This window comes from Mesorhizobium sp. C399B, assembly GCF_030323185.1.
Classification (GTDB): domain Bacteria; phylum Pseudomonadota; class Alphaproteobacteria; order Rhizobiales; family Rhizobiaceae; genus Mesorhizobium.
In genome coordinates, this window is record NZ_CP100472.1 from 1970835 (window position 1) to 1997709 (window position 26875).

Annotated in this window: 26 protein-coding genes and 1 tRNA gene; 15 read left to right on the top strand and 12 right to left on the bottom strand. The window is 63.6% G+C overall.

The features are described from left to right. Positions 1-9: 9 nt before the first annotated feature. The 7 genes from flhA to NLY36_RS09320 all read left to right on the top strand — a co-directional run bounded on the left by flhA (position 10) and on the right by NLY36_RS09320 (position 5581). Positions 10-2097 (top strand): flagellar biosynthesis protein FlhA, encoded by a 2088-nt coding sequence (gene flhA, locus NLY36_RS09290; RefSeq protein WP_023671908.1) that lies wholly within the window; start codon positions 10-12, stop codon positions 2095-2097. Further along, a complete protein-coding gene (gene fliR / locus NLY36_RS09295) occupies positions 2094-2846 on the top strand; it encodes a flagellar biosynthetic protein FliR (RefSeq protein WP_023686374.1) in 753 nt (250 codons plus the stop codon). The genes flhA and fliR overlap by 4 nt, the downstream gene beginning before the upstream one ends. A gap of 1 nt (position 2847) precedes the next feature. Beyond that, positions 2848-3231 carry a hypothetical protein gene (locus tag NLY36_RS09300; RefSeq protein ID WP_023701060.1) on the top strand — a complete coding sequence of 128 codons (384 nt, stop codon included), beginning with the start codon at positions 2848-2850 and terminating at the stop codon, positions 3229-3231. 290 nt (positions 3232-3521) lie between these two features. Beyond that, positions 3522-4094, top strand: a complete 573-nt coding sequence (locus NLY36_RS09305; protein ID WP_023701058.1) for a rod-binding protein — start codon at positions 3522-3524, stop codon at positions 4092-4094. Positions 4095-4107: 13 nt separating this feature from the next. Further along, positions 4108-4524 (top strand): hypothetical protein, encoded by a 417-nt coding sequence (locus NLY36_RS09310; RefSeq protein WP_023671919.1) that lies wholly within the window; start codon positions 4108-4110, stop codon positions 4522-4524. 28 nt (positions 4525-4552) lie between these two features. Then, positions 4553-5101, top strand: coding sequence for a hypothetical protein (locus tag NLY36_RS09315; protein WP_023695726.1), 549 nt, complete (start codon positions 4553-4555; stop codon positions 5099-5101). 195 nt (positions 5102-5296) lie between these two features. Then, positions 5297-5581 (top strand): SCP2 sterol-binding domain-containing protein, encoded by a 285-nt coding sequence (locus tag NLY36_RS09320; RefSeq protein WP_023695725.1) that lies wholly within the window; start codon positions 5297-5299, stop codon positions 5579-5581. 69 nt (positions 5582-5650) lie between these two features. Here NLY36_RS09320 and NLY36_RS09325 read toward each other — a convergent pair whose 3' ends face one another. Together NLY36_RS09325 and odc2 are read right to left on the bottom strand one after the other, a co-directional pair. Continuing rightward, on the bottom strand, positions 5651-6322 hold the full coding sequence (locus NLY36_RS09325) for a GNAT family N-acetyltransferase (RefSeq protein WP_023695724.1): 672 nt from the start codon (positions 6320-6322) through the stop codon (positions 5651-5653). A gap of 146 nt (positions 6323-6468) precedes the next feature. Then, positions 6469-7602: an ornithine/lysine decarboxylase gene (gene odc2, locus NLY36_RS09330; protein WP_023671923.1), complete on the bottom strand. Its 1134-nt coding sequence runs from the start codon at positions 7600-7602 to the stop codon at positions 6469-6471. A 541-nt stretch (positions 7603-8143) separates the two neighbouring features. On the opposite strand from odc2, the gene NLY36_RS09335 reads away from it, so the two are divergent. The 4 genes from NLY36_RS09335 (at position 8144) to NLY36_RS09350 (ending at position 12169) form a co-directional block, all read left to right on the top strand. After that, positions 8144-9343 carry an amidase gene (locus NLY36_RS09335; protein ID WP_023695723.1) on the top strand — a complete coding sequence of 400 codons (1200 nt, stop codon included), beginning with the start codon at positions 8144-8146 and terminating at the stop codon, positions 9341-9343. A 2-nt stretch (positions 9344-9345) separates the two neighbouring features. Then, positions 9346-10245 carry a LysR family transcriptional regulator gene (locus NLY36_RS09340; RefSeq protein ID WP_023671925.1) on the top strand — a complete coding sequence of 300 codons (900 nt, stop codon included), beginning with the start codon at positions 9346-9348 and terminating at the stop codon, positions 10243-10245. A gap of 89 nt (positions 10246-10334) precedes the next feature. Continuing rightward, complete coding sequence (locus NLY36_RS09345) at positions 10335-11003, top strand: DUF1007 family protein (protein ID WP_023695722.1); 669 nt, start codon at positions 10335-10337, stop codon at positions 11001-11003. Positions 11004-11011: 8 nt separating this feature from the next. Beyond that, positions 11012-12169 carry a nickel/cobalt transporter gene (locus NLY36_RS09350; RefSeq protein WP_444848969.1) on the top strand — a complete coding sequence of 386 codons (1158 nt, stop codon included), beginning with the start codon at positions 11012-11014 and terminating at the stop codon, positions 12167-12169. A gap of 10 nt (positions 12170-12179) precedes the next feature. Here NLY36_RS09350 and denD read toward each other — a convergent pair whose 3' ends face one another. The 4 genes from denD to NLY36_RS09370 are packed head-to-tail and all read right to left on the bottom strand — an operon-like array spanning position 12180 to position 15114. Further along, on the bottom strand, positions 12180-13163 hold the full coding sequence (gene denD, locus NLY36_RS09355) for a D-erythronate dehydrogenase (protein ID WP_023695720.1): 984 nt from the start codon (positions 13161-13163) through the stop codon (positions 12180-12182). 12 nt (positions 13164-13175) lie between these two features. Continuing rightward, positions 13176-13382: a hypothetical protein gene (locus tag NLY36_RS09360; RefSeq protein ID WP_023683268.1), complete on the bottom strand. Its 207-nt coding sequence runs from the start codon at positions 13380-13382 to the stop codon at positions 13176-13178. 58 nt (positions 13383-13440) lie between these two features. Further along, a complete protein-coding gene (locus NLY36_RS09365; protein WP_023695719.1) occupies positions 13441-14412 on the bottom strand; it encodes a cation diffusion facilitator family transporter in 972 nt (323 codons plus the stop codon). A 15-nt stretch (positions 14413-14427) separates the two neighbouring features. After that, positions 14428-15114 (bottom strand): GNAT family N-acetyltransferase, encoded by a 687-nt coding sequence (locus NLY36_RS09370; RefSeq protein ID WP_023701049.1) that lies wholly within the window; start codon positions 15112-15114, stop codon positions 14428-14430. Positions 15115-15197: 83 nt separating this feature from the next. Between NLY36_RS09370 and NLY36_RS09375 the strand changes: the two genes are divergently transcribed. After that, complete coding sequence (locus NLY36_RS09375) at positions 15198-16382, top strand: pyridoxal phosphate-dependent aminotransferase (protein WP_023671932.1); 1185 nt, start codon at positions 15198-15200, stop codon at positions 16380-16382. Positions 16383-16394: 12 nt separating this feature from the next. On the opposite strand, the gene NLY36_RS09380 is transcribed toward NLY36_RS09375, so the two are convergent. Continuing rightward, the gene (locus NLY36_RS09380; RefSeq protein WP_023671933.1) at positions 16395-17156 is read right to left on the bottom strand and encodes an SDR family oxidoreductase; all 762 of its coding nucleotides are present in this window, start codon (positions 17154-17156) and stop codon (positions 16395-16397) included. A gap of 333 nt (positions 17157-17489) precedes the next feature. Further along, positions 17490-18227 carry a tellurite resistance TerB family protein gene (locus tag NLY36_RS09385; protein ID WP_023671935.1) on the bottom strand — a complete coding sequence of 246 codons (738 nt, stop codon included), beginning with the start codon at positions 18225-18227 and terminating at the stop codon, positions 17490-17492. 203 nt (positions 18228-18430) lie between these two features. Here NLY36_RS09385 and NLY36_RS09390 point away from each other — a divergent pair, with 203 nt between their 5' ends. Continuing rightward, positions 18431-18793: a YybH family protein gene (locus NLY36_RS09390; protein WP_023671936.1), complete on the top strand. Its 363-nt coding sequence runs from the start codon at positions 18431-18433 to the stop codon at positions 18791-18793. 23 nt (positions 18794-18816) lie between these two features. Here the strand turns inward: NLY36_RS09390 and trhO are convergent, their stop codons facing one another. After that, positions 18817-19743, bottom strand: a complete 927-nt coding sequence (gene trhO / locus NLY36_RS09395) for an oxygen-dependent tRNA uridine(34) hydroxylase TrhO (protein ID WP_023686394.1) — start codon at positions 19741-19743, stop codon at positions 18817-18819. 174 nt (positions 19744-19917) lie between these two features. On the opposite strand from trhO, the gene NLY36_RS09400 reads away from it, so the two are divergent. Further along, positions 19918-20556, top strand: a complete 639-nt coding sequence (locus NLY36_RS09400; RefSeq protein WP_023735030.1) for a 2-dehydro-3-deoxy-phosphogluconate aldolase — start codon at positions 19918-19920, stop codon at positions 20554-20556. A gap of 146 nt (positions 20557-20702) precedes the next feature. Here the strand turns inward: NLY36_RS09400 and NLY36_RS09405 are convergent. From NLY36_RS09405 to NLY36_RS09415, 3 genes are all read right to left on the bottom strand, one after another. Further along, positions 20703-20776 (bottom strand) — tRNA-Gln (locus NLY36_RS09405). Between the two features lie 115 nt (positions 20777-20891). Then, positions 20892-22718 (bottom strand): peptidoglycan L,D-endopeptidase MepK, encoded by a 1827-nt coding sequence (gene mepK, locus NLY36_RS09410; protein ID WP_023728404.1) that lies wholly within the window; start codon positions 22716-22718, stop codon positions 20892-20894. A gap of 389 nt (positions 22719-23107) precedes the next feature. Beyond that, positions 23108-24646, bottom strand: coding sequence for a sigma-54-dependent transcriptional regulator (locus tag NLY36_RS09415; protein WP_023671940.1), 1539 nt, complete (start codon positions 24644-24646; stop codon positions 23108-23110). A gap of 145 nt (positions 24647-24791) precedes the next feature. Here NLY36_RS09415 and NLY36_RS09420 point away from each other — a divergent pair, with 145 nt between their 5' ends. After that, complete coding sequence (locus tag NLY36_RS09420) at positions 24792-26630, top strand: M3 family oligoendopeptidase (protein WP_023735031.1); 1839 nt, start codon at positions 24792-24794, stop codon at positions 26628-26630. Positions 26631-26875 lie beyond the last annotated feature (245 nt).

The window sequence follows — 26875 nt, forward strand, 5'->3', positions numbered from 1 at the left end:
GGGGACGATATGGCCGTCAGCGAAAGCTTAGCGACAGGAACAGTGGCCAAGAACGGCCGCGATGTCTTCTTCGCCATCGGCATCGTCATCATCCTGGCCGTGCTGTTCCTCCCGATCCCGGCCTTCCTCATCGACATCGGCCTCGCCTTCTCGATCGCACTGTCGGTGCTGATCCTGATGGTGGCGCTGTGGATCCAGCGGCCGCTCGATTTCTCGTCCTTCCCGACCGTGCTGCTGATCGCCACCATGCTACGGCTATCGCTCAACATCGCCACCACGCGCATGATCCTGTCGCACGGCAATGAGGGCACGCACGCCGCCGGCTATGTCATCGCCGGCTTCTCCAAACTTGTGATGGCCAGCGATTTCGTCATCGGCCTGATCGTCTTCATGATCCTGATTGTGGTCAACTTCATCGTCATCACCAAAGGCGCCACCCGTATTGCCGAAGTCGGCGCCCGCTTCACCCTCGACGCGATCCCCGGCAAGCAGATGTCGATCGACGCCGACCTGTCCGCCGGCATGATCGACGACAAGACAGCGCAACTGCGCCGCCGCGAGCTGGAAGAGGAATCCTCCTTCTTCGGCTCGATGGACGGCGCCTCGAAATTCGTCCGCGGCGACGCCATTGCCGGCCTCATCATCACCGCCATCAACATCGTCGGCGGCATCGCCATCGGTTACATCAGGCACGGCATGGGCATGGGCGAAGCCGCCGATGTCTTCATCAAACTGTCGGTCGGCGACGGCCTCGTCACCCAGATCCCGGCGCTTATCGTTTCGCTCGCCGCCGGCCTGCTTGTGTCCAAGGGCGGCACGCGCGGCTCGACCAACCAGGCGGTGTTCGGCCAGCTCGGTGCGCATCCGCGCGCGCTCTATGTCGCGGCCTCGCTGCTCGTCCTGCTCGGCCTGATGCCCGGCCTGCCGTTCTTCCCGTTCTTCACGCTAGCCGCCGGCATGGCCGGCCTTGGCTACGTCATCCCGATGCGCGCCAACCGCGAGGCTGCCGCCGCCGAAGCGATCAAGGATCTGGAGAAGGCGAACAAGGTCGAGGAAGAGAAGAACTCGGTCAAGGCTTCGCTGACCACCGCCGAGATCGAGCTTCTGATCGGCAAACAGCTGTCGACGCGGCTGCTGGTATCGCATCAGGAACTGGTGTTCCGCATGGCCAAGATGCGCAAGAAATTTGCCACGCAATATGGCTTCGTCGTGCCGGAAGTGCGCGTCGCCGACGATTTCGGCATCCCGCCGAAAAGCTACCAGATCAAGGTCCACGGCACCGTCGTCGCCGAATACCAGATGCGCGTCGGCGAGATCATGGTGCTGCTCGGCAACCGGGATTTGCCCGACGTTCCCGGCGAGGAAATCCGCGAGCCGGCCTTCGGCATGCGCGCCTTCTCGGTGCTCGAAACCTTCGCCGAGGATCTGAAGCGCGAGAACTACACCTTTGCCGACAACATGTCGGTGCTGCTCACCCATTTGTCCGAGGTGATCCGCAACAACCTGCCGCAGCTTCTGTCCTACAAGGACATGAAGGCGCTGCTCGAGCGCCAGGATCCGGAATACCGCAAGCTCGCCGACGAGATCTGCACCTCGCACATCTCCTATCCCGGCCTGCAGGCGGTGCTGAAATTGCTGCTGGCCGAACGCGTATCGATCCGCAACCTGCATTTGATCATCGAGGCCATCGCCGAGATCGCGCCGCATGTGCGCCGCACCGAGCAGATCGTCGAGCATGTCCGCATCCGCATGGCCCAACAGATCTGCGGCGATCTCTCCGAGGGCGGCATGCTCAAGGTGCTGCGCCTCGGCAACCGCTGGGACCTCGCCTTCCACCAGAGCCTCAAGCGCGACGCCAAGGGCGAGGTGCGCGAATTCGACATCGACCCGCGCCAGCTGGAGGAATTCGGCCAGGACGCGACCAAGGCGATCCGCAAGCATCTCGAGGCCGGCGAGCGTTTTGTCCTCGTCACCGCGCCCGATGCGCGGCCTTATGTGCGCATGATCATCGAGCGCCTGTTCACGACGCTTCCCGTTCTCTCCCATGTCGAAATCGCCAAGGGCGTCGAGATCAAGGTGCTCGGGACGATCTCGTGAACATACTGTCGCAAGGCGTCGTCATCGCCGCCTTCCTCGCCTTCTGTCGCATCGGCGCCTGCTTCATGCTGATGCCGGGCCTGTCCAGCGCCCGCGTGCCGATCCAGGTTCGGCTGTTCGCGTCGATCGCCGCAACCGGTGGCCTGCTCGCCTTCCTGTGGGACAAGATCTTTCCCTTCGTCGATGCGCGTCCGCAGGTGCTGGCGCCGATGATCATCTCCGAACTTTTGGTCGGCGGGCTGATCGGCGCGATGACCAGGCTTTACATGGAGGCGCTGCGCTTCATGGGTTCGGCCATCGCCATGCTGATCGGCTATGGCGGCACAGGCGGACCGGCGATCGAGGAGCCGGAACCGCAGGCGGCGCTCGCCGCCATCATCTCGTTTTCGGCGCTGCTGCTGCTCTTCGTTTTCGATTTCGACCACGAGATCATCCGCGCTCTGGTCGCCTCCTACACGGTGGCGCCGGTCAACGTCTTCTTCAATCCGCAGGCCGCCCTGGTCGATCTCACCGACACGGTGTCGGACGCCTTCTTCCTGGTCATCCGGCTCGGCAGCCCGTTCATCGCCTATGCCATCCTGGTCAATTTGACGATCGGCTTCGTCAACAAGCTGACGCCGCAAATCCCGGTCTACTTCATCTCGCTGCCTTTCGTCATCGCCGGCGGCATGATCATCTTCTATTTCGCCATCGGGACCATGCTGTCGCTGTTCGTCGACGGCTTTGTCGACCTGACGCTGGCGAGGTGAGATGAGCACGCGCAAGGAACGGCTGAAGAAACTGGTCAAGGTGCAGGAGCAGCTGAAGGCCCTGCACGAGACGCGCCATGCGGCCTTCCTGGCGGCAGCGGCAACCGCCGAAACCGAGGCCAAGGAACTAGTCCAGCATTTCGACGCCGACCAGTCGATGGCGGTGCTGTTCCCTGACCTCTACCATCGCCGCATCGCGAATGCGCTGGTCCGGCAGGAAGCGAGCTTGGAAAGCGCCAGGCAGGAGGTCACGCTCATCGCCACTGCGACGGCGCGCACCAACATGGTCGAGCGCGCCTACAAGGACGTGCGCCGACAGGACGAACGCGAACGCTCCGACCGCGACCGGCTCGATCTGATCGCGCAGAGGCGAGGGCAGGAATAATCGGAAGTTAGAGCCGGGTCACCTGCGGACGGCGTTCGGTTTCGTTCCGTGCGGCGGGCTGTGTTGGGTGTACGGCGCCGTGTTCGGCCTCTGCGCCTACGCCACCTACGATCTGACCATGGCGACGCCGGCAGCGCCCACCGCAAACGACCAGATCGCATCGACCCAGCCGGAGTTGCCGCTGCTGATAGCAATGCCTAGCATCCGGCGAAGGATTTCGAGCCGGCAAGCCTGCCACAAGCTTGCTGCGGCATGGTCGCTCAGGAAACCCGGCAAAGAGGCGGACTTTCTTGGCGATTTCTCCACCCAGCGACATCGTTCTCGATGTTGCCCGAGCCGTCGACCCGACGGATATCGAGGCTGCCCGTGCCGCGCTGGCCAAGCGGGCCAACGGCGTTGGCGGCGCCTTTTTGGTCGACATGGCGGCTTCGGTGGATACCGGCTCGATCTTGTCGCGTGCCACGGCCGACAAGGCCGCGGCAGGCGCCGATCCCGCGGGAAAATTCAAGAAGTTCGAGGCCATGGTCTTGCAGACCTTCATCCAGAACATGCTGCCCAAGGACACAGAGGGCGTCTACGGCAAGGGGCTGGCCGGCGACATGTGGAAATCGCAGCTTGCCGAGCGTGTCGCCGACGTCATGGCCGAGCGCGGAGGGATCGGCATTGCCAAATCGCTGCTCGCCGACCACTACAAGGACGGCAAGCGCACCGTGCCGATCGGCCCGGTGTCAACCGGGCCGCACAAGACCGAGATCGACCAGCAGGCGCGGCTGTCCACCTCGCTGGTCGAGGAATTGCAGCGCAAGGCCGCACGGTCGATGACCGGCGACGAGACGACCATCAAAACCGAAATCAAGATCTAGACCAGGATTTTCAATGGCCGATTTTTCAAAATACTCTTCCAACCTGCCGGCGCGTACGTCCGAAGCGCCGATCCCGTTTGCACGGCCGGGCAACCTTGCCGCCATCATCGGCCGCATCGAGGAAGCGGTCGAGGAAGAGACGGCCGGTTTGAAGAACGACACCAGCTATGACCTCAAGGCCTCCAACGCCCGCAAGAGCCGCTACCTCTATGAGCTGACCCGCGCCATGAAGGGCGCCAACGAGATCGAATTCCTGGAACAGCATCGCGACAGTCTGGCGCGGCTGCGCCAGAAGCTCGCGAAAAACGAGGCTGCAATCCTCGCCCACCTCAACGCGGTCAACGAAGTCGCCACGCTGTTGAAGAACGCCATTCAGCGCGCCGAAGCCGACGGCACCTATTCGGCCGGTGAATTCGGTTGGGCGAGCTGATGATCTCGGCAACAGGCGGGAACAACCGGTGATCAAATTCATCGCCGCCGCGATCTGGATCTGCGCCGCCACGCTTGGCGCGGTGTTCTATTCGTTCCAGGCGGCCGGTGAGCGCGGCGTCGGCGAGACGCCGAAACCGATGCTGGGTGGCCTCGACTACGTCAAGACCGACATCATCTCGGTGCCGCTGATCCGCGATTCCAAGATCGACGGCTATTTCCTCACCAAGCTCGTCTACACGGTCGAGCCGGCCGAGATAAAGAAGATGTCGATCCCGGCCGAAGCGCTGATGACCGATCAGGTCTATTCCTATCTCTACTCCAATCCTCAGATCGACTTCACCAAGAAGGAAACCGTCGATCTCGATGCCTTCCGCAAGGCCATACGCGACACCGTCAACGCCCGCGTCGGCGCCGACCTGGTGCATGAAGTGCTGATCGACCAGGTCAACTTCCTGACCAAGGATGAAATCCGCGACAACGCCATGCGCCGCCGCAAGGATCCGGCCACGCCGACCGAACCGGCCCCGGCGGAATCGGCCCAGGCCGAGGCGGCGAAGCCCGCTGCTGAACACTAACCTTCGTCGCAGGGTGAATGTTCTCTGCCGCATTCCTTCCGACTGAAACGAGATGACGCATCGCGCGTTGACGTTTACGTCAACTCGAAGCTATATGCGCCAAGCGACCAGGATCGCGGTACGCGCGAGACAGCGACTTCGGCGGAGGCCGGTCACTGAAGCGCGGCAAAACGCAACGAGACCAGGAGAACAGTCATGAGCGTTCAGGACATTGCCGAGAAGATGAGGTCGCGCGTGGCGAGCGCCGGGTTCGAACATTCCGTGAAGTTCGATACCGGCAGCAACGGCGTCATCGTCATCGACGGCGCAACCGTCTCAAACACCGATGCGCCGACCGACTGCACCATCAAGCTGTCGCTCGACGATCTGGATTCGCTGATCGCCGGCGACCTCAATCCGACCATGGCGTTCATGTCCGGCAAGATAAAGGTCGAAGGCGATATGTCGGTCGCCATGGCGCTCAGCCAGCTGATCGGCTGAGCCCTTCGCAAAAACAAAACGCCGCCCTCGCTGAAATGCAAAGGACCGGCGGCGTTTGTTTTTGACCAATCAGGCGGCCAGCGAGAGCCTCTGTGTCTTGAGCTTGCGACCTGCAGCCTTCAGCGTGCCATGCGCGCCGTCGAGCGCACCATCGATCAGTTCCAGCGCGAGCAGGCGGTGCCGCTCGTACGGACCAGGCATGGCTAGCGCGCCGGTCTTCTCCGCCGAAAAGCCGAAGCGACCGTAATAAGGCGCATCGCCGACCAGCAGCACCGCGGCATGGCCGAGACGCGCGGCCTCGGCCAAAGCATGGCGCATCAGCGCCGAGCCGATGCCGGCGTTCTTCAGCGCCGGATCGACGGCGAGCGGTCCGAGCAGAAGTGCTCCCGGGCCGCCCTCGCCCAGACGTACGTCCCACAGCCGCACCGTGCCGGCAACCGCGCCGGCGGCATCCCGCACGACAAAAGCGAGACCTTCGGAAGGCCGGCGGCCACGCCGCAGCTTCTCCGACGATTTCTTGCGCCGCATCGGCCCCATGGCGCGATCGAGCAACGCTTCACGCGATGCAATGTCTGCCGCAGTTTCGGCGACGACAACAATGGCGCGGGCACTCTCCCCCCTCGAGGGGGAGATGTCGCCGAAGGCGACAGAGGGGGTCGGCACGACCTGACGCGACACCGCGTCGTGGATGAGGGATGCCGGCGCTTCACGCGAGACGACCCCCTCTGGCCTGCCTGCCATCTCCCCCTCGAGGGGGAGATTCCCACGGCACCGTCAATGTAATTTACAATGTCCATTTCCGCGATCCTTCACGAGCGGAGCTTGTTCCACAGGCGAACCCGGGCGGACGCAAACGTCCGCCTGGGGTGATCTGAAGGCCGAAGCCGTCAGATCACGTAGGATCGGAGAGGCTCGAAGCCGTTGAAGGCGACCGCCGAGTAGGTGGTCGTGTAGGCGCCGGTGCCTTCGATCAGCACATCGTCGCCGATGGTCAGCGACAGAGGCAGCGGATACGGCGTCTTCTCGTACATCACGTCGGCCGAATCGCAGGTCGGGCCGGCGAGCACGCAAGGTGCGGTCTCCGAACCGTCATGGCGGGTGACGATCGGATAGCGGATCGCCTCGTCCATCGTCTCGGCCAGACCGCCGAACTTGCCGATGTCGAGGAACACCCAGCGCACATTGTCGTTTTCGGCCTTCTTCGAGATCAGCACGACTTCCGACTTGATGACGCCGGCATTGCCGACCATGCCGCGGCCCGGCTCGATGATGGTCTCAGGGATCGCATTGCCGAAATGCTTGCGCAGCGCCGAGAAGATGGCCTGGCCATAGGCCTGGGCCGCCGGCACGTCACGCAGATAGCGCGTCGGGAAACCGCCGCCCATATTGACCATCTTGAGGACGATGCCTTCGTCGGCGAGCGTGGCGAACACCTTCTTGGCGTCGGCCAGCGCACGGTCCCACGCCGTCAGGTCGGTCTGCTGCGAGCCGACATGGAACGACACGCCATAGGCGTCGAGGCCGAGCGTCCTGGCATGGCGCAGCACGTCGACGGCCATCGCCGGCACGCAGCCGAACTTGCGCGACAGCGGCCACTCGGCGCCTTCGCCGTCGGTCAAAACGCGGCAGAACACGCGCGCGCCGGGAGCGACGCGGGCGATCTTGTCGACCTCCTCGACGCAGTCGACGGCAAACAGCCGAATGCCGAGCTGGTAGGCGCGTGCAATGTCACGCTCCTTCTTGATGGTGTTGCCGAAGGAGATGCGGTCCGCCGGCGCACCGGCGTCCATCGCCATCTCGACCTCGGCAACGGAAGCGGTGTCGAAGGACGAGCCCATCGCAGCAAGCAGGCGCAGGATCTCCGGCGCAGGGTTTGCTTTCACCGCATAGTAGATTCTGGAATCGGGCAGCGCCTTCTCGAAGGCACGGAAATTGTCGCGCACGACATCGAGGTCGACGACGAGGCAGGGGCCGGACGGACGTCGGGTGGCGAGGAAGTCGAGGATGCGCTGGGTGGCCATCGGGGTCTCTCCATTAACGCCTTGCGGCGCGCAATAAGGCTGCGGGACGCGGGCTTTCGGCCTCGCGAACACGCGGTCAAACAAAGGCGGGACGGAAATCCATGGAACCAGCCGGTGGAGACCCCGGAACCATGAAACGCCATCTCGCGGCGGTGAACCTTGGCCTTGCCCGGCCTCGGTTCGCTTTGTCTGCCTTGGCTTGGATGGGAGACCCGTCCGCACTGCCGGCAATGAAGGTGTGCCTCTTCAGTAACCCCGGTCTTTGGACGACCGGCAGAACACCAGAAAGGCCCGCACCGTCGTTGCTTCAAGGTGTCCTCGGGCTGGCGGTTGGCCGCTAGACCGACTGGAGGGGTTAGCTCCAGTTACCTTACCGATTTCCCTCACCATTCGAGGATCGGCGGACACCCACAGGCACGTGCGACTTTGGGCAAGCGCGATATAAGATCGAAAGATTTCACAATCAATAAAAATCGTATCCCAGGTTGTAAAATTTCCGGCATCGAACAATGCTGGGCCTACTGTATACGGATATCGAACGATGCCAGGCACGCACGGCCCGCTCAACGCCTTTCTTGACCTGCGCCGCATGCCGGTCGCCAATGCGGAACTGGGGCCGCTGGCCGGGCTCAGGCTGGCGGTAAAGGACATTTACGACGTCGCCGGCTACCGCACCGGTTGCGGCAATCTGGTGAAGTTCGACGAGGCGCATGCCGCGTCCAGCACGGCACCGGCCGTGCAGATGATTCTCGACGCCGGCGCGCGCTTCATCGGCAAGACGCAGACCGACGAGTTCGCTTTCTCGCTGATGGGCCAGAACGCGCATTTTCCGTTTCCGGTGAACCCGGCCGCTCCCGATCGCGTCACCGGCGGTTCCTCGTCAGGCTCGGCGGCGGCGGTGGCCGGCAAGCTTGCCGATATCGCTACCGGGTCGGACACCGGCGGCTCGATCCGCGCCCCGGCGAGCTTTTGCGGATTGATCGGGCTGCGCACCACGCATGGCCGCATTTCGCTCGAAGGCACGATGAAGCTGGCGCCGAGCTTCGACACATTCGGCTGGTTCGCCGACGACATCGAGACCTATGAGACGATCGGCAAATTGCTGCTCGGCCGCGACCCGCATCCATATCCGCTCACCCGGCCGCTTTCGATCCGCTGGCTGGACGCTTTCGTGGCCGGCCCCGCCGAGGCAGCCGAATATGCCAGGATGAGAGCGCTGGCCGCCAGTCTTATCGGTGAGCCGGCGCCGGAAGAGTACAGCTTCGCCTCCTTCCCCGACGAGCTCTACTGGTGCTTTCGCCGCCTCCAGGCCGCCGAGGCCTGGCAGCAGCATGGCGCCTGGATCATTTCTGGCGAGCGCGATCTCGGGCCGGGCGTCGAGGAGCGCTTTGGTTTTGGCCGCACGATCGACGAAAAGACCGCGCGGGCCGAGGCGGTGCGCCGCCTGACGTTCCGCTCCGAGCTAGCCGCGCTGCTCGGCCAGGACGGGTTTCTTGTCCTGCCCACCGTTCCAGGCCCCGCACCTCTGGTCAAAAGCGAGCCGCAGCAGCTCCAGGCCTACCGCGAAAGGGCCTTGCATCTTTTGTGCCTTTCGGGTCTGTCAGGCTTTCCGCAAATCACCCTGCCGCTGGGCTCGGTTGACGGTGCCCCTTTCGGCCTCTCGCTGCTCGGCCCTCCCGGCAGCGACATTGCCCTGATACGGCTCGGCCGGCGAATTCTCGATGCGGCACGAAAGGCCTGATGATGGATACACTGACCCGCATGCGCGCCTTCATCGACGTCGTCGAGGCCGAAGGCTTTTCGGCGGCCGCGCGCAAGATCGGTCGCTCCAAGGCGCTGCTGTCGAAATATGTGCGCGAACTCGAGGACGAACTCGGCGCGCTGCTGCTCAACCGCACCACGCGGCAGTTCTCGTTGACTGAGGCCGGCCATACCTATTACAGCCGCGCTTCGGAAATCGTGCGCGAGGTCGACAGCCTAGCCGACGCCGTGCGCGAATCCTCCGGCGACGTGCGCGGCAGGATCAAGCTCTCCGCGGCGCGCACCTTCGCCGACGCGCCGATAGGCCAGTCGCTCATCGACTTCGCCAAACAGCATCCCGACATCGTGCTCGACATCCATCTCGACGACCGTTTTGTCGATCTGGTCGAGGAAGGTTTCGATCTTGCCGTGCGGATCTCGCGCCTGGAGAACTCATCGCTGATCGCCCGCCGCCTGGGGCCGTTTTCGATCAAGCTTTGCGCCTCGCCGGAGCTGATCGCCAAGCACGGCAAGCCGACGCGCCCGCAGGATCTCGCCAACTTGCCCTGCATCGTCGACACCAATGGCCGCTCGCTCGCCAACTGGCGCTTCAGGGGCGATGGCGAGGAGTCAGTCAGTGTCAACGTATCGGGTCCGATCGAGGTCAACAGCCCGATGGCCGCGCGAGCCGCCGCCGTGTCCGGTCTGGGCTTCACCATCCTGCCGGATTTCATCGCCGCGCCCGACCTCGCATCCGGGCTGCTGGTGTCCTTGCTTGACGACCGCATCCAGTCGGGCAGCGGCATTTTCGCCGTCTACCCGCACCGCCGCTATCTGCCGGCCAAGGTCCGTGTCTTCGTCGATTTTCTGGTGCAGTGGTTCAAGAACCGCGAGAGCGCCTGACCCGGTCTTGCCGTGCCGCGGTCCCAATTTCGCCCCGTTTCTGGTAACCTCTCGAAATCTCTCCGAGGCCGATGGAACAGCGACCGAGAATGCATCTGAAACGGCACGCAATCATGCTGGCTTCGGCCTTGGCGGCGCCTTTTGCCGCCGTCGGAGCGGCTGGCGCGCATCCTCATGTCTTCGCCGAGGCCCGCCTCGACGTGATCCTCTCTCCGGATCACCAAAGTGTGAAAGCGCTGCGTCACCTCTGGCGTTTCGATGATCTGTTTTCGAGTACGGTGATGATGGAGTTCGACAAGAACTCCGACCTGAAGCTTGACGACAAGGAGCTGAAGGATGTCGCCGACACAGTTCATGCCTCGCTGGCCGAATTCAACTATTTCCAGCTCGTCACCGTCGACGGCAAGGACGTGCCTATGACGCCGCCACCGCATCTGATGGCCAATTTCGACAACGACCAGTTGATCATCCTGTTCGAATCCGAACCCAAGGTGCCGATCAAGCTCGCCGGCAAGATCGATTTCGGCGTCTACGATCCAACCTTCTACACAGCGATCGACTTCACCGAGGATAGCAACATCACGGTGGAAGGCCTGCCCTCGAACTGCACCAAGAGCGTCATCCGGCCTGATCCGGACGAGGCGATCAAGGAAAACCAGAAGACCCTGACGGACGCGTTCTTCAACGACCCGACAGGCACCGACATGAGCAAGATCTTCGCCACCAAGCTCGAACTGAATTGCCCGCCAGAAGGATAGATCCGGTGATGAAACCGTCCCTGCGTTTGGCATTCGGCCTCGTGGCCGCTGCCCTGCTGATGACGCACTTTCTCGGGCAGGCCCATGCCCAGAGCTCACTCGGCATCGGTGTCAATGACGGCATGGCGCCCACCACCGGCCCGTTCGCCCACATCCTGATGTGGATCAATCTGCGCCAGCAGGAATTCTACCGCGCATTGGCCATGGCGATGAAAGCAATGCGCGAGGACGGCAGCAAGATGTGGCTGCTGATCGGCCTGTCCTTCGCCTACGGCATTTTCCACGCCGCCGGCCCCGGCCACGGCAAGGCGGTGATCTCGTCCTACATGGTGGCCAATGAAGTGGCGCTCAGGCGCGGTATCCTGCTGTCCTTCGTCTCGGCGCTGCTGCAGGGCCTGACCGCGATCCTGGTGATGCTGCTTGCCTATTTCGTCCTGCGCGGCACCGCCATCTCGATGACCGACGCAGCCTGGTTCATGGAGATCATGAGCTATGTCTTCGTCACTTTGTTCGGCGCCTGGCTGCTGTGGCGCAAGCTCGGGCCTACGGTCCTGCGCTGGTTCGGCAAGGCGCCCGCCTACAGCCTGTCGGCAGCCCACGCCGGTCATTCCCATGGCGGCCATTCGCATGCCGCTCACAGCCACGCGGCGCATGCGCATTCGCATGCCTTGCATGTGCATCACGACCATTCGCATGATCATCACGATCACGCTGCGCACGACCACGACACGCACGATCATTCCCATCACGACCACGCTCATCACGATCACCCAGCCGGCGAGGTCTGCGACACGTGCGGCCATTCGCATGCGCCTGATCCGGCGCTGCTGTCGGGCGATCGCTTCGACTGGCGCACGGCCTGGTCGGCTGTAGCCGCCGTCGGCATCCGCCCCTGCTCCGGCGCGCTGATTGTGCTCAGCTTCGCGCTGCTCAACGGCCTGTGGCTCGGCGGCCTGCTGTCGGTGCTGGCGATGTCTATCGGCACCGCCATCACAGTCTCGGCGTTGGCGACGATCGCCGTGACAGCCAAGAACTGGGCGGTCTATTTCGCCGGCGATGGCCGCATGGGCAACCGTATCCACACATTCGTCGAAATCGGCGGCGCCGCGTTCGTCTTCCTGTTCGGGCTGTTGCTGTTGTCGGCGAGCCTGTCCGGAACTGTATGACCTCGGCGGGTCAGGCCTGACCGGCGATCTTTCCGCCCAACTCATCCTCGATATGAGCGCGGATGATTTCATCGAAACTGTTTTCGGCGCTGAAGCCGAGGTCCCTTGCACGGCGCGCCTCGAAGCGCGTCGGCCAACCCTTGACGATCGCCCAGATGGTCTCATCCGGCTGTTCGCGGATCAGCTTCACGACGTCGGCGCCTGCAATGCGCTCCAGCGCCTCGATCTGCTCGCCGACGGTGACGGCAACGCCGGGCATTGTGAGGTTGCGGCGCGGCCCGACAGCGGCACCGTCGAGCCCGGCGGCATGGATCAGGAAGTTCACCGCCGAACGCGGGCTGGCATGGGTGTGCAGCACCGAGCGCGGCACCGGCAGGATCGCCTCGTGGCCGCTCAGCGGCTCGCGGATGATGCCGGAGAAGAAACCTGACGCCGCCTTGTTCGGCTTGCCGGGCCGCACGCAGATGGTCGGCAGCCTTATGCCGATGCCGTCGAAGAAGCCGCGCCTGGAATAGTCGGCCAGCAGCGCCTCGCTCATCTGCTTCTGGGTGCCGTAGGAGGTCAGCGGCGTCGGATGAAAGTCGTCCGGGATGACATCGGGGAACGGCGCGCCGAACACCGCGATCGACGAGGTGAAGACCAGACGCGGCGAAAAGCCCGCCAGCCGGACCGCATCGAACAGTGCCCGTGTGCCGTCGAGATTGACGCGGTAGCCGAGATCGAAATTCGCCTCCGCCTCGCCAGACACGATGCCGGCGAGATGGAACATGACGTCGGGGCGTGACGCCACCAGGCTCTCGGCAGCACCGGCGTCGGCAAGGTCGCCGGTATTCGTGGCGATGCTGATGCCATCCATCGCCGGCGCCTGCGGCGGCACGATGTCGTGCAGGTCGAGCCCGGTGATCTTGCGGCCGTTGAGCGTGCCGTCCTTGGCCAGCCGGTCGACAAGTTTGCGGCCGACCATGCCGGCCGCGCCAGTAATCAGGATGCGCATTTCGAAAGCCTCTTATTTGCCCTTGTTCTGGCTGCGGCCCCGCAACCAGAACACCAGAAAGAATGCCAGCACGAAGGCGATGCCGACGATGCCGGCAAGTACGGTCGAGATATTGCCGACAGCCAGCATCACCGTCGGCAGATAGAACGCCGCGATGCCGAACAGCAGCATGATCCAGGCTGCGGCAATCAGCGCGTTTCGCGTGTCGCGGTCCATCATGCCGTCCCGCCACAGCGGGAACTCGTCAACTCGGATGCCAATGCCATGAAATTCCCTGTCAGTGATAATGGCCGTGATGCGGTGGCGCACCATGGTCGTGGTCATGATCGTGCTCGTCATGGCTGTCGGCGCACTGGCCGAATTCCGGTTCGACCGTCGCGTGGCTGATGCCGTGTTCGGCGGCGAGCCGCTTCTTGATGGCGCTGACCGCCTGGTGCGGATCGACGCCATCGTTGAGGCAGGCATGCAGCGTCGCCATGTTGCTGGACCCGTCGAGCGACCAGACATGCATGTGATGCACTTCGCGCACGCCGTTGACGGTGCCGGCAATGTCCTTGGCGATGAGGTCGCGGTCGAGGCTTGCCGGTACGCCTTCGAGAAGGACGTGGGCGGCTTCGCGCATCAGCGACCATGCGGTGGACAGGATCAGCACCGAGACCAGCACCGACAGAATCGGGTCGATCGGCGTCCAGCCGGTGGCCAGGATGACCAGCGCCGCCACGATCGCCGCCGCCGAACCGAGCAGGTCGCCCAGCACATGCAGGATGGCGCCGCGCATGTTGAGGCTGTCGTGGTCGCCGCCATGCAGCACGAAGAACGAGGCGAAGTTTACCAGAAGGCCGGCGATCGCCACCACCAGCATCGGCCCGCCCAGCACCGGCGCCGGCGTCATCAGCCGGCCCCAGGCTTCGTAGACGATCCACAAAGCAATGGCGAAGATGGCGATGCCGTTGGTGTAGGCGACCAGCGTCTTGACCCGGCCGAAACCATAGGTCAGGCGCACTGTCGCCGGCCGTCCGCCAAGATGGAAGGCGTACCAGGCAAGGCCAAGCGCGATCGAGTCGGCGAGCATGTGGCCGGCGTCGGCCAGCAGCGCCAGTGATCCCGTCAAAAGGCCGCCAAGCACTTCGGCCACCATGAAGCCGGCGGTCAGGCAGGCTGCGATCAGCACACGCTTCTTGTCGGTCGAGCCATGCACGTGGCCGGCGCCATGCCCAGCATGCGAACCATGATCATGGCTGTGCGCCATCGGAAAAAACTCCTGTTACGCGCCGAACTCGGCGCGGAAATCCTCGAGCCGCCGCTTCTGCCGGCCTTCGCCATCGAAATTGGCGGGATCGAGCCATGCCTCATAGGCTTTGCGCAGCGCCGGCCATTCCTTGTCGATGATCGAGTACCATGCGGTATCGCGGTTTTCACCCTTGACCACAAGATGCTGGCGGAAAATGCCCTCGAACTTGAAGCCGAACCGTTCCGCCGCGCGCTTTGACGGCTCGTTGCGGTTGTTGCATTTCCACTCGTAGCGGCGATAGCCGAGCCCGTCGAAAATATACTTCATGAACAGGAACTGCGCCTCGGTCGCTGCCGGCTTGCGCGAGATCAGCGGCCCCCAATAGATGTTGCCGATCTCGATGACGCCATAGGTGGGATCGATGCGCATCAGCGTCTGTCGCCCGGCGACCTTGCCGCTGGCCTTGTCGATGACGGTGAAGAACAGCGGATCCTCGCTCGCCTCGACCTTGTCCAGCCATGGCTGGAAATCGGCGCGGGTTTGCGGCGGGTAGTCGGGCAGCCAGGCAAAGCGTCCATCGATGTCGGGCACGGACGACGCCTCGTACAACCCATCGCCGTGCTTTTCGGCGCTCAGCGGTTCGAGCCGGACATAGCGCCCGTCAATGGGCTTGCGCTCGGGCCGCGGACGCGCTTGCCAATCTTTGAGATTTTCCGACACGCAAAACTCCAATCCGTTTGACTTTTGTGAGCAGACGCTCACAAAAACGCGACCTAACAGCAAGAACCACACGGACGGGAAAAATGCTCCACACGATTTCGGCCTTCGACCGCCTCGGCGAGGAAAACGCCTTTGCCGTGCTGGCGCGGGCGACCGCACTGGCTCAACAGGGCCGCGATATCGTCAATCTCGGCATCGGCCAGCCCGACTTCAAAACGCCGCAGCACATTGTCGACGCAGCGATCAAGGCGCTGCGCGACGGTCACCATGGCTACACCCCGGCCAACGGCCTGCTGGCGACGCGCGAAGCGGTGGTGCGGCGCACGCTGGCCACCACCGGCGTCGAGGTCTCGCCGGAAAATGTGATGATCCTGCCCGGCGGCAAGCCGACCATGTTCGCGGCGATCCTGATGTTCGGCGAACCCGGCGCCGAGATCCTCTATCCCGACCCTGGCTTTCCCATCTATCGCTCGATGATCGAGTTCACCGGCGCCGCGCCCATTCCGGTGCCGATCCGCGAAGAGAACGGCTTTGCCTTCTCGGCCGAGGAGACGCTGGGGCTGATCACCTCGAAGACGAGGCTGCTAATCCTCAACTCACCGGCCAACCCGACCGGCGGCGTCACGCCGCGCGCCGAGATCGAGAAGCTGGTGGAGGGGCTGCAAGCGCATCCGCAGGTCGCTATCCTCTCCGACGAAATCTACGACGTCATGACCTATGACGGCGAGACGCATTTTTCGCTGCTCAATTTTCCGGAAATTCGCGACCGGCTGATCGTGCTCAACGGCTGGTCGAAGACATGGGCGATGACCGGCTGGCGCATGGGCTGGTCGATCTGGCCGAATGGCGACAAGGGCGCGCATCTCTACGACAAGGTGCGCAAGCTGGCGGTCAATTGCTGGTCCTGCGTCAACGCGCCGAGCCAGTTCGCCGGCATCGCCGCCATCGACGGCCCGCAGGACGATGTCGACAAGATGATGCGCGCCTTCGACAACCGCAGGAAGATCGTGGTCGAGGGGCTGAACGCGCTGCCCGGCGTCTCCTGCATCACGCCCAAGGGCGCATTCTATGCCTTCCCGAATGTTTCGAAGACCGGCTGGAAGGCCAAGAAGCTCGCCTCGGCACTGCTCGAGGAGGCCGGCGTGGCGCTGATCGGCGGCCCCGATTTCGGCATTCTCGGCGAAGGCTACATCAGGCTCTCCTACGCCAATTCCGAAGAGAACATCTTGCGCGCGCTGGAGCGGATCGAGTCGTTTTTGAAGAGGTAGGCCTTCGGCTCTTCACCCACGCCCCACGAACGGCATCTTGGTCGCCATCACCGTCATGAACAGCACATTGGCATCGAGCGGCAGGCTGGCCATGTGGACGACGGCGTCGGCGACGCGCTGGACGTCCATCACCGCTTCGGCGGCGATGGTGCCATTGGCCTGCGGCACGCCGACCGTCATTGCGTGCGCCATATCGGTCAGCGCGTTGCCTATGTCGATCTGGCCGCAGGCGATGTCATAGGGCCGGCCGTCGAGCGCCAGCGTCTTGGTCAGCCCCGATATGGCGTGCTTGGTCGCGGTGTAGGGCACCGAGCCCGGCCGTGGCGCATAGGCCGACACAGAGCCATTGTTGATGATGCGGCCGCCCATTGGCTTTTGCTTGCGCATGACGCCGAAGGCGGCGCGGGCGCATAGGAACGATCCGGTGAGATTGACGCCGACAATATCGTTCCAGACCTCGACCGGGATCTCGTCGATCGGCGTCGACTTGTAGCTCATGCCGGCATTGTTGAAGAGCAGGTCGACGCGGCCGAAGGCTGCGGCCACCGTCTCGAACAGGTCATCGACTTCGCCGGCCTTGCTGATGTCGCAGGCAACTGCCAGCGCCTTGGCGTCCGCTTTCCCGGCTTCGGTAATGGCGGCGTCGAGCACCGCTTTGCGGCGGCCGCAAAACACCGTGTTCCAGCCCGCCTTGAGCAGCGCCGTGGCGACGCTCTTGCCGATGCCGGTGCCGGCGCCGGTGACGATGGCGGTTTTCTCTGTGAGGGCTGTCATGGATTTTGCTCCTGCGCGCCGCGCATCCCCGGCACAGATCGGGGTGCATCCGAATGCACCGACCCATCGCAAATGAGGGCGATCATGGCAAGCCGGACACTAATGCATGTCGCTCAAAAGTGGCCCCGGTTCTGAGAGAACGACATGCATCCGGACAAAAACATGAAGCGCCACGCGCTTTATGTGATCGGTCCGACAAAAAGGGCGGTCATTGGCGACCGCCCCCTGATCTGAACCGGGCTTGGGAGGAGGAAAAGCCGATCCGACTAACTAAAATCATGCGCTTCCTCGGTAAACGAGAAGTTAACGCTTTTCCCGCCGCGGCTGCGTTGTCTACCAGCGCGGGTTCGGCGCCGTGCCTGACGGAACCGGCACCTTGGCCGCCGACACCGTCGCCTCGACATGATCGACGAGCGCATCCGGCAGGCCGAGCCGGCCGGCGAGCAGGTCGAGATAGCCGCGTTCGGCGCGCGTATCGGGGTCGATCGTCAGTCGGGACGCCGTGTAGAGCTCGAGCCTCTGCTCATCGGTCTTGGCGCCTGCGACCAGCGTATCGAGGTCGAGCGGGCTGTCCAGCTCGGCCATCAGAAACTTTTCCGCTTCCGTGCCGATGCCGGCCAGACTGAGCTTGCCGGCGATCTTTTGGCGTTCCGCGTCATCGACATGGCCATCGGCCTTGGCCGCCGAGATCATCGCCCGCACCAGGGTCAGCGTGAACTCGTCCTCCCCCTGTGGCGCCTGTGAAGGATGAAAGCCGGTGTCGGCGGGCGGCGGCAGCAATTCCGGCTGGCCGGCCGCCGGCGCCTGCTCGGGTGCATTGCCGGCCTTGTAATTCTGGTAGGCCTTGTAGGCGAGACCGCCGATCGCAGCCAGTCCGCCGAGCTTCACGGCCGTGCCGGTGACCTGCCGTCCCGTGCCGGTTCCAAGCAGCACCGCGGCCAGCGCACCGGCGGCCAGCGGATTGTCCTTGGCCATCTGCACAGCCTGCCCGGCCTTGTCGCGAACGGTGCCGGTTGTGCCGGGAACTTGCGAGCCGAGCAGATCGTCGAGAAGCTTCTTGGGGTCGAACATGGTGCCTCCAGAAAAGGGCCCGCGCCAACGTGGACGGGCAGGTTTTGGACGTTGCAGACGTAGGTCCCGATTGTTGACATTACAATGACGGACCGGCGCTTTGCTATCGGCGCCGGCAATGCCGCAAATCAAATTCGATGTGTCGAAACCCGCCTCGGCTTCGGTTAGTGTCGCCGCAACGTCGGCGAGGGAGGAGTTTTGCCGTGACCGATCAGCCAGACCGCGACCAAGCACGAGATCCCCAGGATCTGGAGCGCCTGCTAATTGATCGGCAATGGGCGGGAGACATTGAGGGCATGGTAGCGCTGTTCGAACCCGATGCCGTCATCGACACCGGAGCAGCCGAATTGACGCGTGGCCATGAGGCGATCCGCGCTTTGTTCGAAGCCTTTGCCGCGAGCTGGCGAAAATTCCAGCGCGGCGAGCAGCGCCCGGCGGCCATTAACGGCGACCTCGCGTTGACGTCGACCAGGCTTGCCGACGGCTCGATAACCTCAGAGGTCGCGCGCCGGCAGGCCGACGGCACATGGCTGTGGGTGATCGACCGCTATTCTGTCGTGTGGTGATCCAGTCAGGGCGTCGGCGGCACTTAACTGCCGATATGTCCCCTGCCCTGCGCCTGCGCAAGTTCGACCTGGCGCTGGCGCTCGGCATAGCGGGTGCGATCCTCATCCGAGCGTGCCTCGTAGCAATGCGGGCATGACACGCCGGTGGAAAAATGCGGCGACAGCCGGTTCTCCGGCGTCAGCGGATGCCGGCAGGCGCGGCAGAGTTCGGCCTCGCCTTCGGTCAACCCATGCGACACCGAGACCCGCTCGTCGAAGACGAAACACTCGCCCTGCCACAGGCTGTCTTCGGCCGGCACCTCTTCAAGATATCTGAGGATGCCGCCCTTGAGATGGAACACATCCTCGAAGCCGAGCGACTTCACATAGGCCGTCGCCTTTTCGCAGCGGATGCCGCCGGTGCAGAACATCGCAACCTTGCGGCCGTCGAGTTGGTCGCGGTGTTTTTCCACCCAGGCCGGGAATTCGCGAAAGCTCGACGTGCGCGGGTCCACCGCGCCCTCGAACGTCCCGATCGACACTTCGTACGCGTTGCGTGTGTCGATGACGATGGTGCCGGGGTCCGAGATCAGCGCGTTCCAGTCGGCCGGCGCGACATAGGTCCCCGCACCCGTCGCCGGGTCGAGGTCTTCGACGCCCATGGTGACGATCTCGCGCTTCAGCCGCACCTTCATGCGATGGAACGGCATTTCGGCGGCAGTGCTGTATTTGACCTCGAGATCGGCAAGACCCTCGATGGCCTCGAGATAAGCGATCAGGTCGGCTATGTCGGCTTCGCTGCCGGCGACCGTGCCGTTAATGCCCTCCTGCGCCAGAAGCAGCGTGCCCTTGATGCCGCGCCCGCAGCAGAAGGCGGCAAGCGGCGTGCGCAAGACCCGCAGCGCGTCGAAGTCGCCCAGCCTCGCAAATTTGTAGAGCGCGGCGACGCGCACGGGTTCATGGTTGGTCATCGCCAAGCCACTAGACCGTGGTCAAAGCGGATTCAAGGCAGAGCTAAAGACACTTCGTCGGTATTCGCCCGCAGGCTCGTTGGCCGACATGTGACATCGCGGCAGGCCGGGTTTCGTGGACTCGGAATCGGCCTTCTGCTAATCGGTTGAAATCACCCAGGGAGAGAAAAGCCAATGCCCAGCAAGACCGAAAAGCTCCTGTCGCTGCTCAATGGCCAGCCGGTCATTCCGGTGCTGAAGATCGCCAATGTCGCGGACGCCGTCCCGCTCGCCCGGGCGCTGGCCGCCGGCGGCCTGCCGGCGATCGAGATCACGTTGAGAACCGCCGATGCGCTGGAAGCGATCCGCCGCGTGGCCGGTGAGGTCGAGGGCGCCATTGTCGGCGCCGGCACAATTCTCGATGCCAAGCAGTTCGACCAGGCAGCGGCGGCTGGCTCGAAATTCATCGTCAGCCCCGGCATCACGCGAGAGTTGCTGGCGTCGGCCAAGGACAGCGACGTTCCCTTGCTGCCCGGCGCCATCACGCCCGGCGAGATCATGGCTGCCCGCGAGGCCGGCCTGCGGTTCCTGAAATTCTTCCCGGCCGAACAATCCGGCGGCATCGCCTCGCTGAAGGCCTTTGCCTCGCCGCTGGCCGACGTGAAATTCTGCCCGACCGGCGGCATCTCGGCCAAGAACGCGGCCGACTATCTCAGCCTGTCCAACGTTATCTGCGTCGGCGGCTCGTGGGTGGCGCCGGACGAGTTGGTCAAGGCCGGCAAGTGGGATGAGATCGAGGCGCTCGCACAGACCGCGAGCAAGCTCGGAAAATAACCTCCGCTACTTTATCTTTGCGCAATTCCCAAGGGAAACGCTCCGCGCTTTTCCCGGCAAATCGTTTCACACTGTTCCTGGATTGCTCTCGGCACAAGAAACCCGGCCAGCTTGCGCCGACGGGGGTTGCTACGCATTGAAATTTCTGGTTCCCGCTCATGGGCTCGAACCACGATTCACGCCTTCAAAGGGCGCTGTCCTACCATTAGACGAAGCGGGAATGCAGGCTGGTGGTTAGCATTCCGGGACGCTAGAAGCCAGTGCTGGAGATTCGCCAACAGCAAAAAGCCGCGCGGGTTGCCCAGCGCGGCTTCGATGTTTACCCCGTCGAGCTCTTACTTCGTCTGGAAGCGGGCGACCGAAAGGAATTTTACGGCATTGCCGGTGAAGCGGTTGGCATCGGCCATCTGGTTGTCCGCCTGGAAGCCTGCGGTGTAGACCTCGCTCGGCGGCGTATGCACGATGTTGTAGGCATAGCGCGGCGCAGTCGTCGGGCTGGAAACGGTGGCGATGTTGTCGCCGCTGCTCAGCGCCCAGCGCGCCGCCTGCGGTTCGGCCGCCACCACCACTGCCTTCGGTCCTGGCTTCAGGTCGCGAGCCGAAGCCCTTGCTTCCTTGCGTGTCGTCTTGACGCCGGCGCCGATCACCGAGGCTGGATCGGTACCGGCGGGACGGGCAGCAATAGCACCGCGCGGCGATGCGGCATCGACACCTGACGGATCGTTGAACGCCGAGCGAGGCTCGAGCGACGCAACCTGATAGTCGTCGGTAGCACCGGCTGTATCGGCGGCGCTGGCCTGTTCGAGAACCGCCTTGACCTCGTCCGGACGCTGCGACGGCAGCACCGAGAACGCGTCGGTTGCGGTCTGCTTGTGGGCAGCCGTATCGGCCAGCGCCAGCAGAACGCCCTTGTCCTGCGGCGCAAGCTCAGCCGGCGGCGAAGAGCGGTCGGGACGCCAGGTCGGCAACGGGACGTTGACCGCGACCTGCGCCGGAGCGGCAGCTTGATCGGCCCCCTGGTCGGCATTGCTCGCATCGGCCGTGCCGAACGGCACATTGGCCGGCGCCTGCGCCGTCGCCACCGTCTGTTCGGTGGTGGCATCGGCCACGCCGAACGGCACGGTCTCAGGTTGTTGCGCGCCGACATCGGCCTTCGGCCGCGGTGCGAAAGCGGGCAGCGGCACTTCCTTGGCGGGCAGCGCGGCGATGATCGTCTCCGGCGTGTCCTGCGGCTCCGAATCGTCAGCGCTGTCGTCGGCAAGCTGCGGAATGTTGGCGCGCTTGGCGTTCTGCGGCGACACGATCGCGATGCCAGGCAGATTGCTGTTGTTGTTGCTCGTGGCAGCCAGCACCGGCTTCACGCTTCTCGGCGGCGGCGCGGCGGTAGCGACATCGGCGCTGTCGTCGGCTTCGTCTTCACCGCCACCGCCAAAGAACGCGGACAGGAAGCCACCGGATTTCTTGGTGCTGCCGCCTGCGCTGGCCATCATGATGGCAGGAGAACCGGCGCCCTTGCGCGCCTTGTAGGAGGCGAGCGCTTGGTCATAACCCGGCAACGGCCTGCCGTCGCTCGGCACATGCAGCGTCTTGCCATTGGGGAACAGGCTGACCAGTTCCTGGCGGCTGATGCCTGGCCAATGCCGCACATTGCCGACGTCCATGTGGACGAAGGGCGACCCCGACGACGGATAGTAGCCGACGCCGCCGCCCTGCATCTTCAGGCCGATGTTGCGCAGCTTTTTCAGCGGCACACCCGGAATGTAGAAGTCCATCGCCTTGCCCAGCATATGCTGGCTTTCCTTGGCGACACCGCGGCTGCGGCTGCGCAGCATCGAATTGGTCGACGGCGAGCGATAGCCGCAAACGACCTGGATGTAGTCGGTGGCGCCGGCCTGCCGGTAAGCTTCCCACACCAGATCGAGCAGGCGCGGATCCATCTTGGTCGGTTCGTTGCGACGCCAGTCGCGCAGGATGATGTTGATCTTCCTGAGGCCTGCCGGATCGTAGCGGCCATTGCGCTTGTAGACGATCTCGGCCTTTTCGTGCGTGTGGAGGTGATAGAGCTTGAGCGAGCGCGTTTCAGCGCTGGCGCCGGCAGCAGTTGCGGCGAGGAAAGCGAACGCAACGATCAACGCTGCCAGCCATCTCGGCCAGACGCCCATGTGATCGCGCCGCCCGTTTCTGTGTCGTTCGACTTTGTTCAAATCAAAAGGCCTTGCAGGCTGCCGTTTGTCCCCGGATTTGTCCAAACGGATGCGTGGTTCTCACATCCGAATATCGATCCTAATGGTTAATCATCGCTTATTGAAGCCGAAATGCGGTAACACCGTGGCGATATCCCGTCAAAAATAATACACAGGATTTCTTGGTAAACTGCTGGTTTAGATCAAGATTCAGCCTTTTCCCGCTACACGATCTGTTACCGCTGGCCTTAATGCGTGAACAACGCTGTCGGCATCAGCCATATTCCCGCCCCAACCCTTATGCAGCGCCGGATGTGGCATGGCAAGCTGGTCCCGGCCTTGCGTTGGCAAGCTGTGGAATTCGGCGTTCAGGAGGCAAGGCGGTCGAGGCGGCCGGTTTCCGGGTCGATGCCGTATTCCTTGAGCTTGCGGTAGAGCGTCGAGCGGCCGATGCCGAGACGCCGTGCGACCTCGCTCATCTGGCCGTTGTAATGGTCGATGGCGAGCTTGATCATTTCGAGTTCGACATCGGCCAGCGCACGCACATTGCCACGCTCGTCCAGCGCCCTCAATGTGCCGAAACGCTGAAGCAACCTGGCCGGAGGGGCGAGCTCGGCAGCTGCAGTACCGGCGTCATCAGTCTGCGCGCCATCGCCTTGCGATCCGGTGCTCAAGGCCATGCCGGGGTCCGACAAGGACGCATCGGCGTCGAGATTGACGGTGCCGTCGACCTGCGCCCGGATCTGCGGAAATTCGTCAGTCGTGAGCACATCGCCTTCGGCAAGCACCGAGGCCCTGAACACGGCGTTTTCCAGCTGCCTGATGTTTCCCGGCCAATCATAGGCCTGCAGCATGGCCAGTGCGGCATCCGAGATGCCGTGCAGGCGATTGCCCGCCGGCGCCACCTTGTCCATGAAATGCTTGACCAGATAGGGGATGTCGTCGCGGCGGTCGCGCAGCGGCGGCACGACGATCGGGTAAACGTTGAGCCGGTAGAACAGGTCCTCGCGAAACTTGCCGTCCTTGACCTGCTGCAGAAGGTTGCGGTGCGTGGCCGAGATCAGCCTGATGTCGACCCTGACGGTGGAACGGCCGCCGACCGGATCGACCTCGCCATCCTGCACGGCGCGCAACAGCTTGACCTGCACGTCGAGCGGCAGGTCGCCGATCTCATCCAGGAACAGGGTGCCCGAATGCGCCTCGACGAACTTGCCGGTGTGCTTTTCGGTGGCGCCGGTGAACGAACCTTTTTCGTGACCGAACAGGATCGATTCGACCAGATTGTCGGGGATGGCGCCGCAATTGACGGTGACGAACGGCTTTGTGCGGCGTTCGCCGCTGCCCTGGATGGCGCGCGCCACCAATTCCTTGCCGACGCCCGATTCGCCCTCGATCAGGATCGGGATGTTGGAGGCCGCAGCCTTCTGGCCGAGGCGGATCACCCGGTCCATCGCCGGGCTGTGCGTGATCATGTCCTTGAAGGTCAGGTGGCCGCCGCGACGCCGCGACGTGCGCTTGACCTCGTCCTCGACCGCCTCGACCTTGAGCGCGTTGCCGACCGCGGTCTGCAGCCGGTCGGGAGACGCCGGCTTGACGACAAAATCGAAGGCGCCGTGGCGCATCGCCGAAACCACCGTTTCGATGCCGCCCTGCGCAGTCTGCACGATGACGGGAACAGTGATGCCGCGCTCGCGCATCGCCTTCAGCACGCCGATGCCGTCGAGGCCCGGCATGACAAGGTCGAGGATGACTGCCGAAATATCCCTCGCATTGGGTCCGTCAAGCGCGCTCAGACCGGCCTCGCCGCCATCGGCAACGATGGCGCTGTGGCCGAATTTCGTCACCGCCGCCTCGAGCAGCCGGCGCTGCACGGGATCGTCATCGACTATAAGAATGGAACCTGTCATGACTGATTTGAGTTGCCCGCCTGGGAAATTCCCATGGATCATCTTGGCACAGGGTTCTAAACAAGGTTTCAAAAAACCCGGTGAACGAATTCCTTAGGATTTGACCGGCTTGTCCTTTCCCCTTGATTCCAGAAGGTAATTGTTGATGTGCAGGATTCTCGGTCGGCAGCTTGCGGCGGTAGCGTCCGGTCAGGGCGCGGCGGAACTCGGCGACCTGCCGGAATGGAATCTCGCCGACCTCTATTCCGGCATGGAAGCACCCGAACTGAAGCGCGACCTTGCCAAGGCGGCGGCCGATGCCGTCGCCTTCGAGAACCGCTGGAAGGGCACACTGGCTGCGGAGGCCGAGCGCGGCAGCGCCGGCAGGCTTGGCGAGGCGCTGACAGCCTATGAGGCGCTGGAGGAACTGATCGGCCGCATCGTCTCCTATGCCGGCCTGATCTATGCCGGCAACACCGCCGATCCGCAGCGCGCAAAGCTCTATGGCGACATCCAGGAAAAGATGACCGACGCCAGCGCGCATCTTCTGTTCTTCGCGCTGGAACTGAACCTGATCGACGACAAGGCGCTCGAATCCGCCCTCGCCGCCGACGCCGGCTTTGCCCATTACCGCCCCTGGGTGCTCGACCTCAGAATGGACAAGCCCTACCAGCTCGAGGACCGGGTCGAGCAGCTGTTCCATGAGAAATCGATCACCGGACGCGGTGCCTGGAACCGGCTGTTCGACGAGACGATGACCGATCTGCGCTTCGACATAGACGGCGAGGAACTGACGCTGGAGCCGGCGCTGAACCGCCTCCAGGACGCCGATGGGGAGGTCCGCCGCCGCGCCTCCGAAGCGCTGGCCGCAACCTTCCGCAAGAGCCTGCGCACCTTCACGCTGATCACCAACACATTGGCCAAGGACAAGGAGATTTCCGACCGCTGGCGCGGCTTCGAGGACATCGCCGATTCACGCCATCTCGCCAACCGCGTCGAGCGCAGCGTGGTTGATGCGCTGGCGTCGGCCGTGCGCGAAGCCTATCCGCGCCTGTCTCATCGCTACTACGCGATGAAGGCGCGCTGGCTCGGCATGGAGGTGATGAACCACTGGGACCGCAACGCCCCCTTGCCCGAGACGCCGCAGGCCGTGATCCCTTGGGACGACGCCAGGAACACTGTGCTGTCGGCCTATCAGCGCTTTTCCCCCGACATGGCGGAGATCGCCCGCACCTTCTTCGACCGCAACTGGATCGACGCGCCGGTCAGGCCCGGCAAGTCGCCCGGCGCCTTCGCCCATCCGACCGTGCCTTCGGCGCACCCTTACGTGCTGCTCAACTACATGGGCAAGCCGCGCGATGTGATGACGCTGGCGCATGAGCTCGGCCACGGCGTGCATCAGGTGCTGGCCGGCGGCCAGGGCGCGCTGATGGCTTCGACGCCGCTGACTTTGGCCGAGACGGCCTCGGTGTTCGGCGAGATGCTGACCTTCCGTTCGCTGCTCGACCAGACCACCGACAAGCGCGAGCGCAAGGCGATGCTCGCCCAGAAGGTCGAGGACATGATCAACACGGTCGTGCGCCAGATCGCCTTCTACGAGTTCGAGCGCAAGGTGCATGCAGAGCGCAAGAACGGCGAACTGACCTCCGACAAGCTCGGCCAGTTCTGGCTCGAGGTGCAGGCCGAAAGCCTGGGGCCGGCGATCAAGCTGCGCGAGGGCTATGAGGTCTTCTGGACCTACATCCCGCACTTCGTCCACTCCCCCTTCTACGTCTACGCCTATGCCTTTGGCGACTGCCTGGTGAACTCGCTCTACGCGGTCTACCAGAACGCTGAGCATGGCTTCCAGGATAAGTATTTCGAGATGTTGCGCGCCGGCGGCACCAAGCATCACTCGGAGCTTCTCGCGCCCTTCGGCCTCGACGCCACCGACCCCGCCTTCTGGCAGATCGGGCTTGGCGTGATCGGCGGCCTGATCGACGAGTTGGAAGCGCTCGACAGTTAATGCGCGCACCCATTGGACCGATGGCGCAGAGTGGCAGGTTCAGCAGCGGCCTCGACTTTGCAGAATCGCAGAACAGTTTAGCCGGGATGCATGTGACGGCAGCGCTGTTCTTGTTCTAAATACCTGTTCTTGAATAACTCTCCGGCGAAATTTTCCGTTAGCTTTCCCGAAGCCGTATGATAGCTTTCCGACCGAAGCTCAGCCGGGCGCGCGGCTTAAGGCCGGACAGCATCCCGGCCTATGGC

Coding starts and splice junctions, on each gene's coding strand:
- flhA (WP_023671908.1), top strand. CDS start 10: ATGGCCGTCAGCGAAAGCTTAGCGACAGGAACAGTGGCCAAGAACGGC.
- NLY36_RS09300 (WP_023701060.1), top strand. CDS start 2,848: ATGAGCACGCGCAAGGAACGGCTGAAGAAACTGGTCAAGGTGCAGGAG.
- NLY36_RS09310 (WP_023671919.1), top strand. CDS start 4,108: ATGGCCGATTTTTCAAAATACTCTTCCAACCTGCCGGCGCGTACGTCC.
- NLY36_RS09320 (WP_023695725.1), top strand. CDS start 5,297: ATGAGCGTTCAGGACATTGCCGAGAAGATGAGGTCGCGCGTGGCGAGC.
- NLY36_RS09325 (WP_023695724.1), bottom strand. CDS start 6,322: ATGGCAGGCAGGCCAGAGGGGGTCGTCTCGCGTGAAGCGCCGGCATCC.
- odc2 (WP_023671923.1), bottom strand. CDS start 7,602: ATGGCCACCCAGCGCATCCTCGACTTCCTCGCCACCCGACGTCCGTCC.
- NLY36_RS09335 (WP_023695723.1), top strand. CDS start 8,144: ATGCCAGGCACGCACGGCCCGCTCAACGCCTTTCTTGACCTGCGCCGC.
- NLY36_RS09340 (WP_023671925.1), top strand. CDS start 9,346: ATGGATACACTGACCCGCATGCGCGCCTTCATCGACGTCGTCGAGGCC.
- NLY36_RS09345 (WP_023695722.1), top strand. CDS start 10,335: ATGCATCTGAAACGGCACGCAATCATGCTGGCTTCGGCCTTGGCGGCG.
- NLY36_RS09350 (WP_444848969.1), top strand. CDS start 11,012: ATGAAACCGTCCCTGCGTTTGGCATTCGGCCTCGTGGCCGCTGCCCTG.
- denD (WP_023695720.1), bottom strand. CDS start 13,163: ATGCGCATCCTGATTACTGGCGCGGCCGGCATGGTCGGCCGCAAACTT.
- NLY36_RS09360 (WP_023683268.1), bottom strand. CDS start 13,382: ATGATGGACCGCGACACGCGAAACGCGCTGATTGCCGCAGCCTGGATC.
- NLY36_RS09365 (WP_023695719.1), bottom strand. CDS start 14,412: ATGGCGCACAGCCATGATCATGGTTCGCATGCTGGGCATGGCGCCGGC.
- NLY36_RS09375 (WP_023671932.1), top strand. CDS start 15,198: ATGCTCCACACGATTTCGGCCTTCGACCGCCTCGGCGAGGAAAACGCC.
- NLY36_RS09380 (WP_023671933.1), bottom strand. CDS start 17,156: ATGACAGCCCTCACAGAGAAAACCGCCATCGTCACCGGCGCCGGCACC.
- NLY36_RS09385 (WP_023671935.1), bottom strand. CDS start 18,227: ATGTTCGACCCCAAGAAGCTTCTCGACGATCTGCTCGGCTCGCAAGTT.
- trhO (WP_023686394.1), bottom strand. CDS start 19,743: ATGACCAACCATGAACCCGTGCGCGTCGCCGCGCTCTACAAATTTGCG.
- NLY36_RS09400 (WP_023735030.1), top strand. CDS start 19,918: ATGCCCAGCAAGACCGAAAAGCTCCTGTCGCTGCTCAATGGCCAGCCG.
- mepK (WP_023728404.1), bottom strand. CDS start 22,718: ATGGGCGTCTGGCCGAGATGGCTGGCAGCGTTGATCGTTGCGTTCGCT.
- NLY36_RS09415 (WP_023671940.1), bottom strand. CDS start 24,646: ATGACAGGTTCCATTCTTATAGTCGATGACGATCCCGTGCAGCGCCGG.
- NLY36_RS09420 (WP_023735031.1), top strand. CDS start 24,792: ATGTGCAGGATTCTCGGTCGGCAGCTTGCGGCGGTAGCGTCCGGTCAG.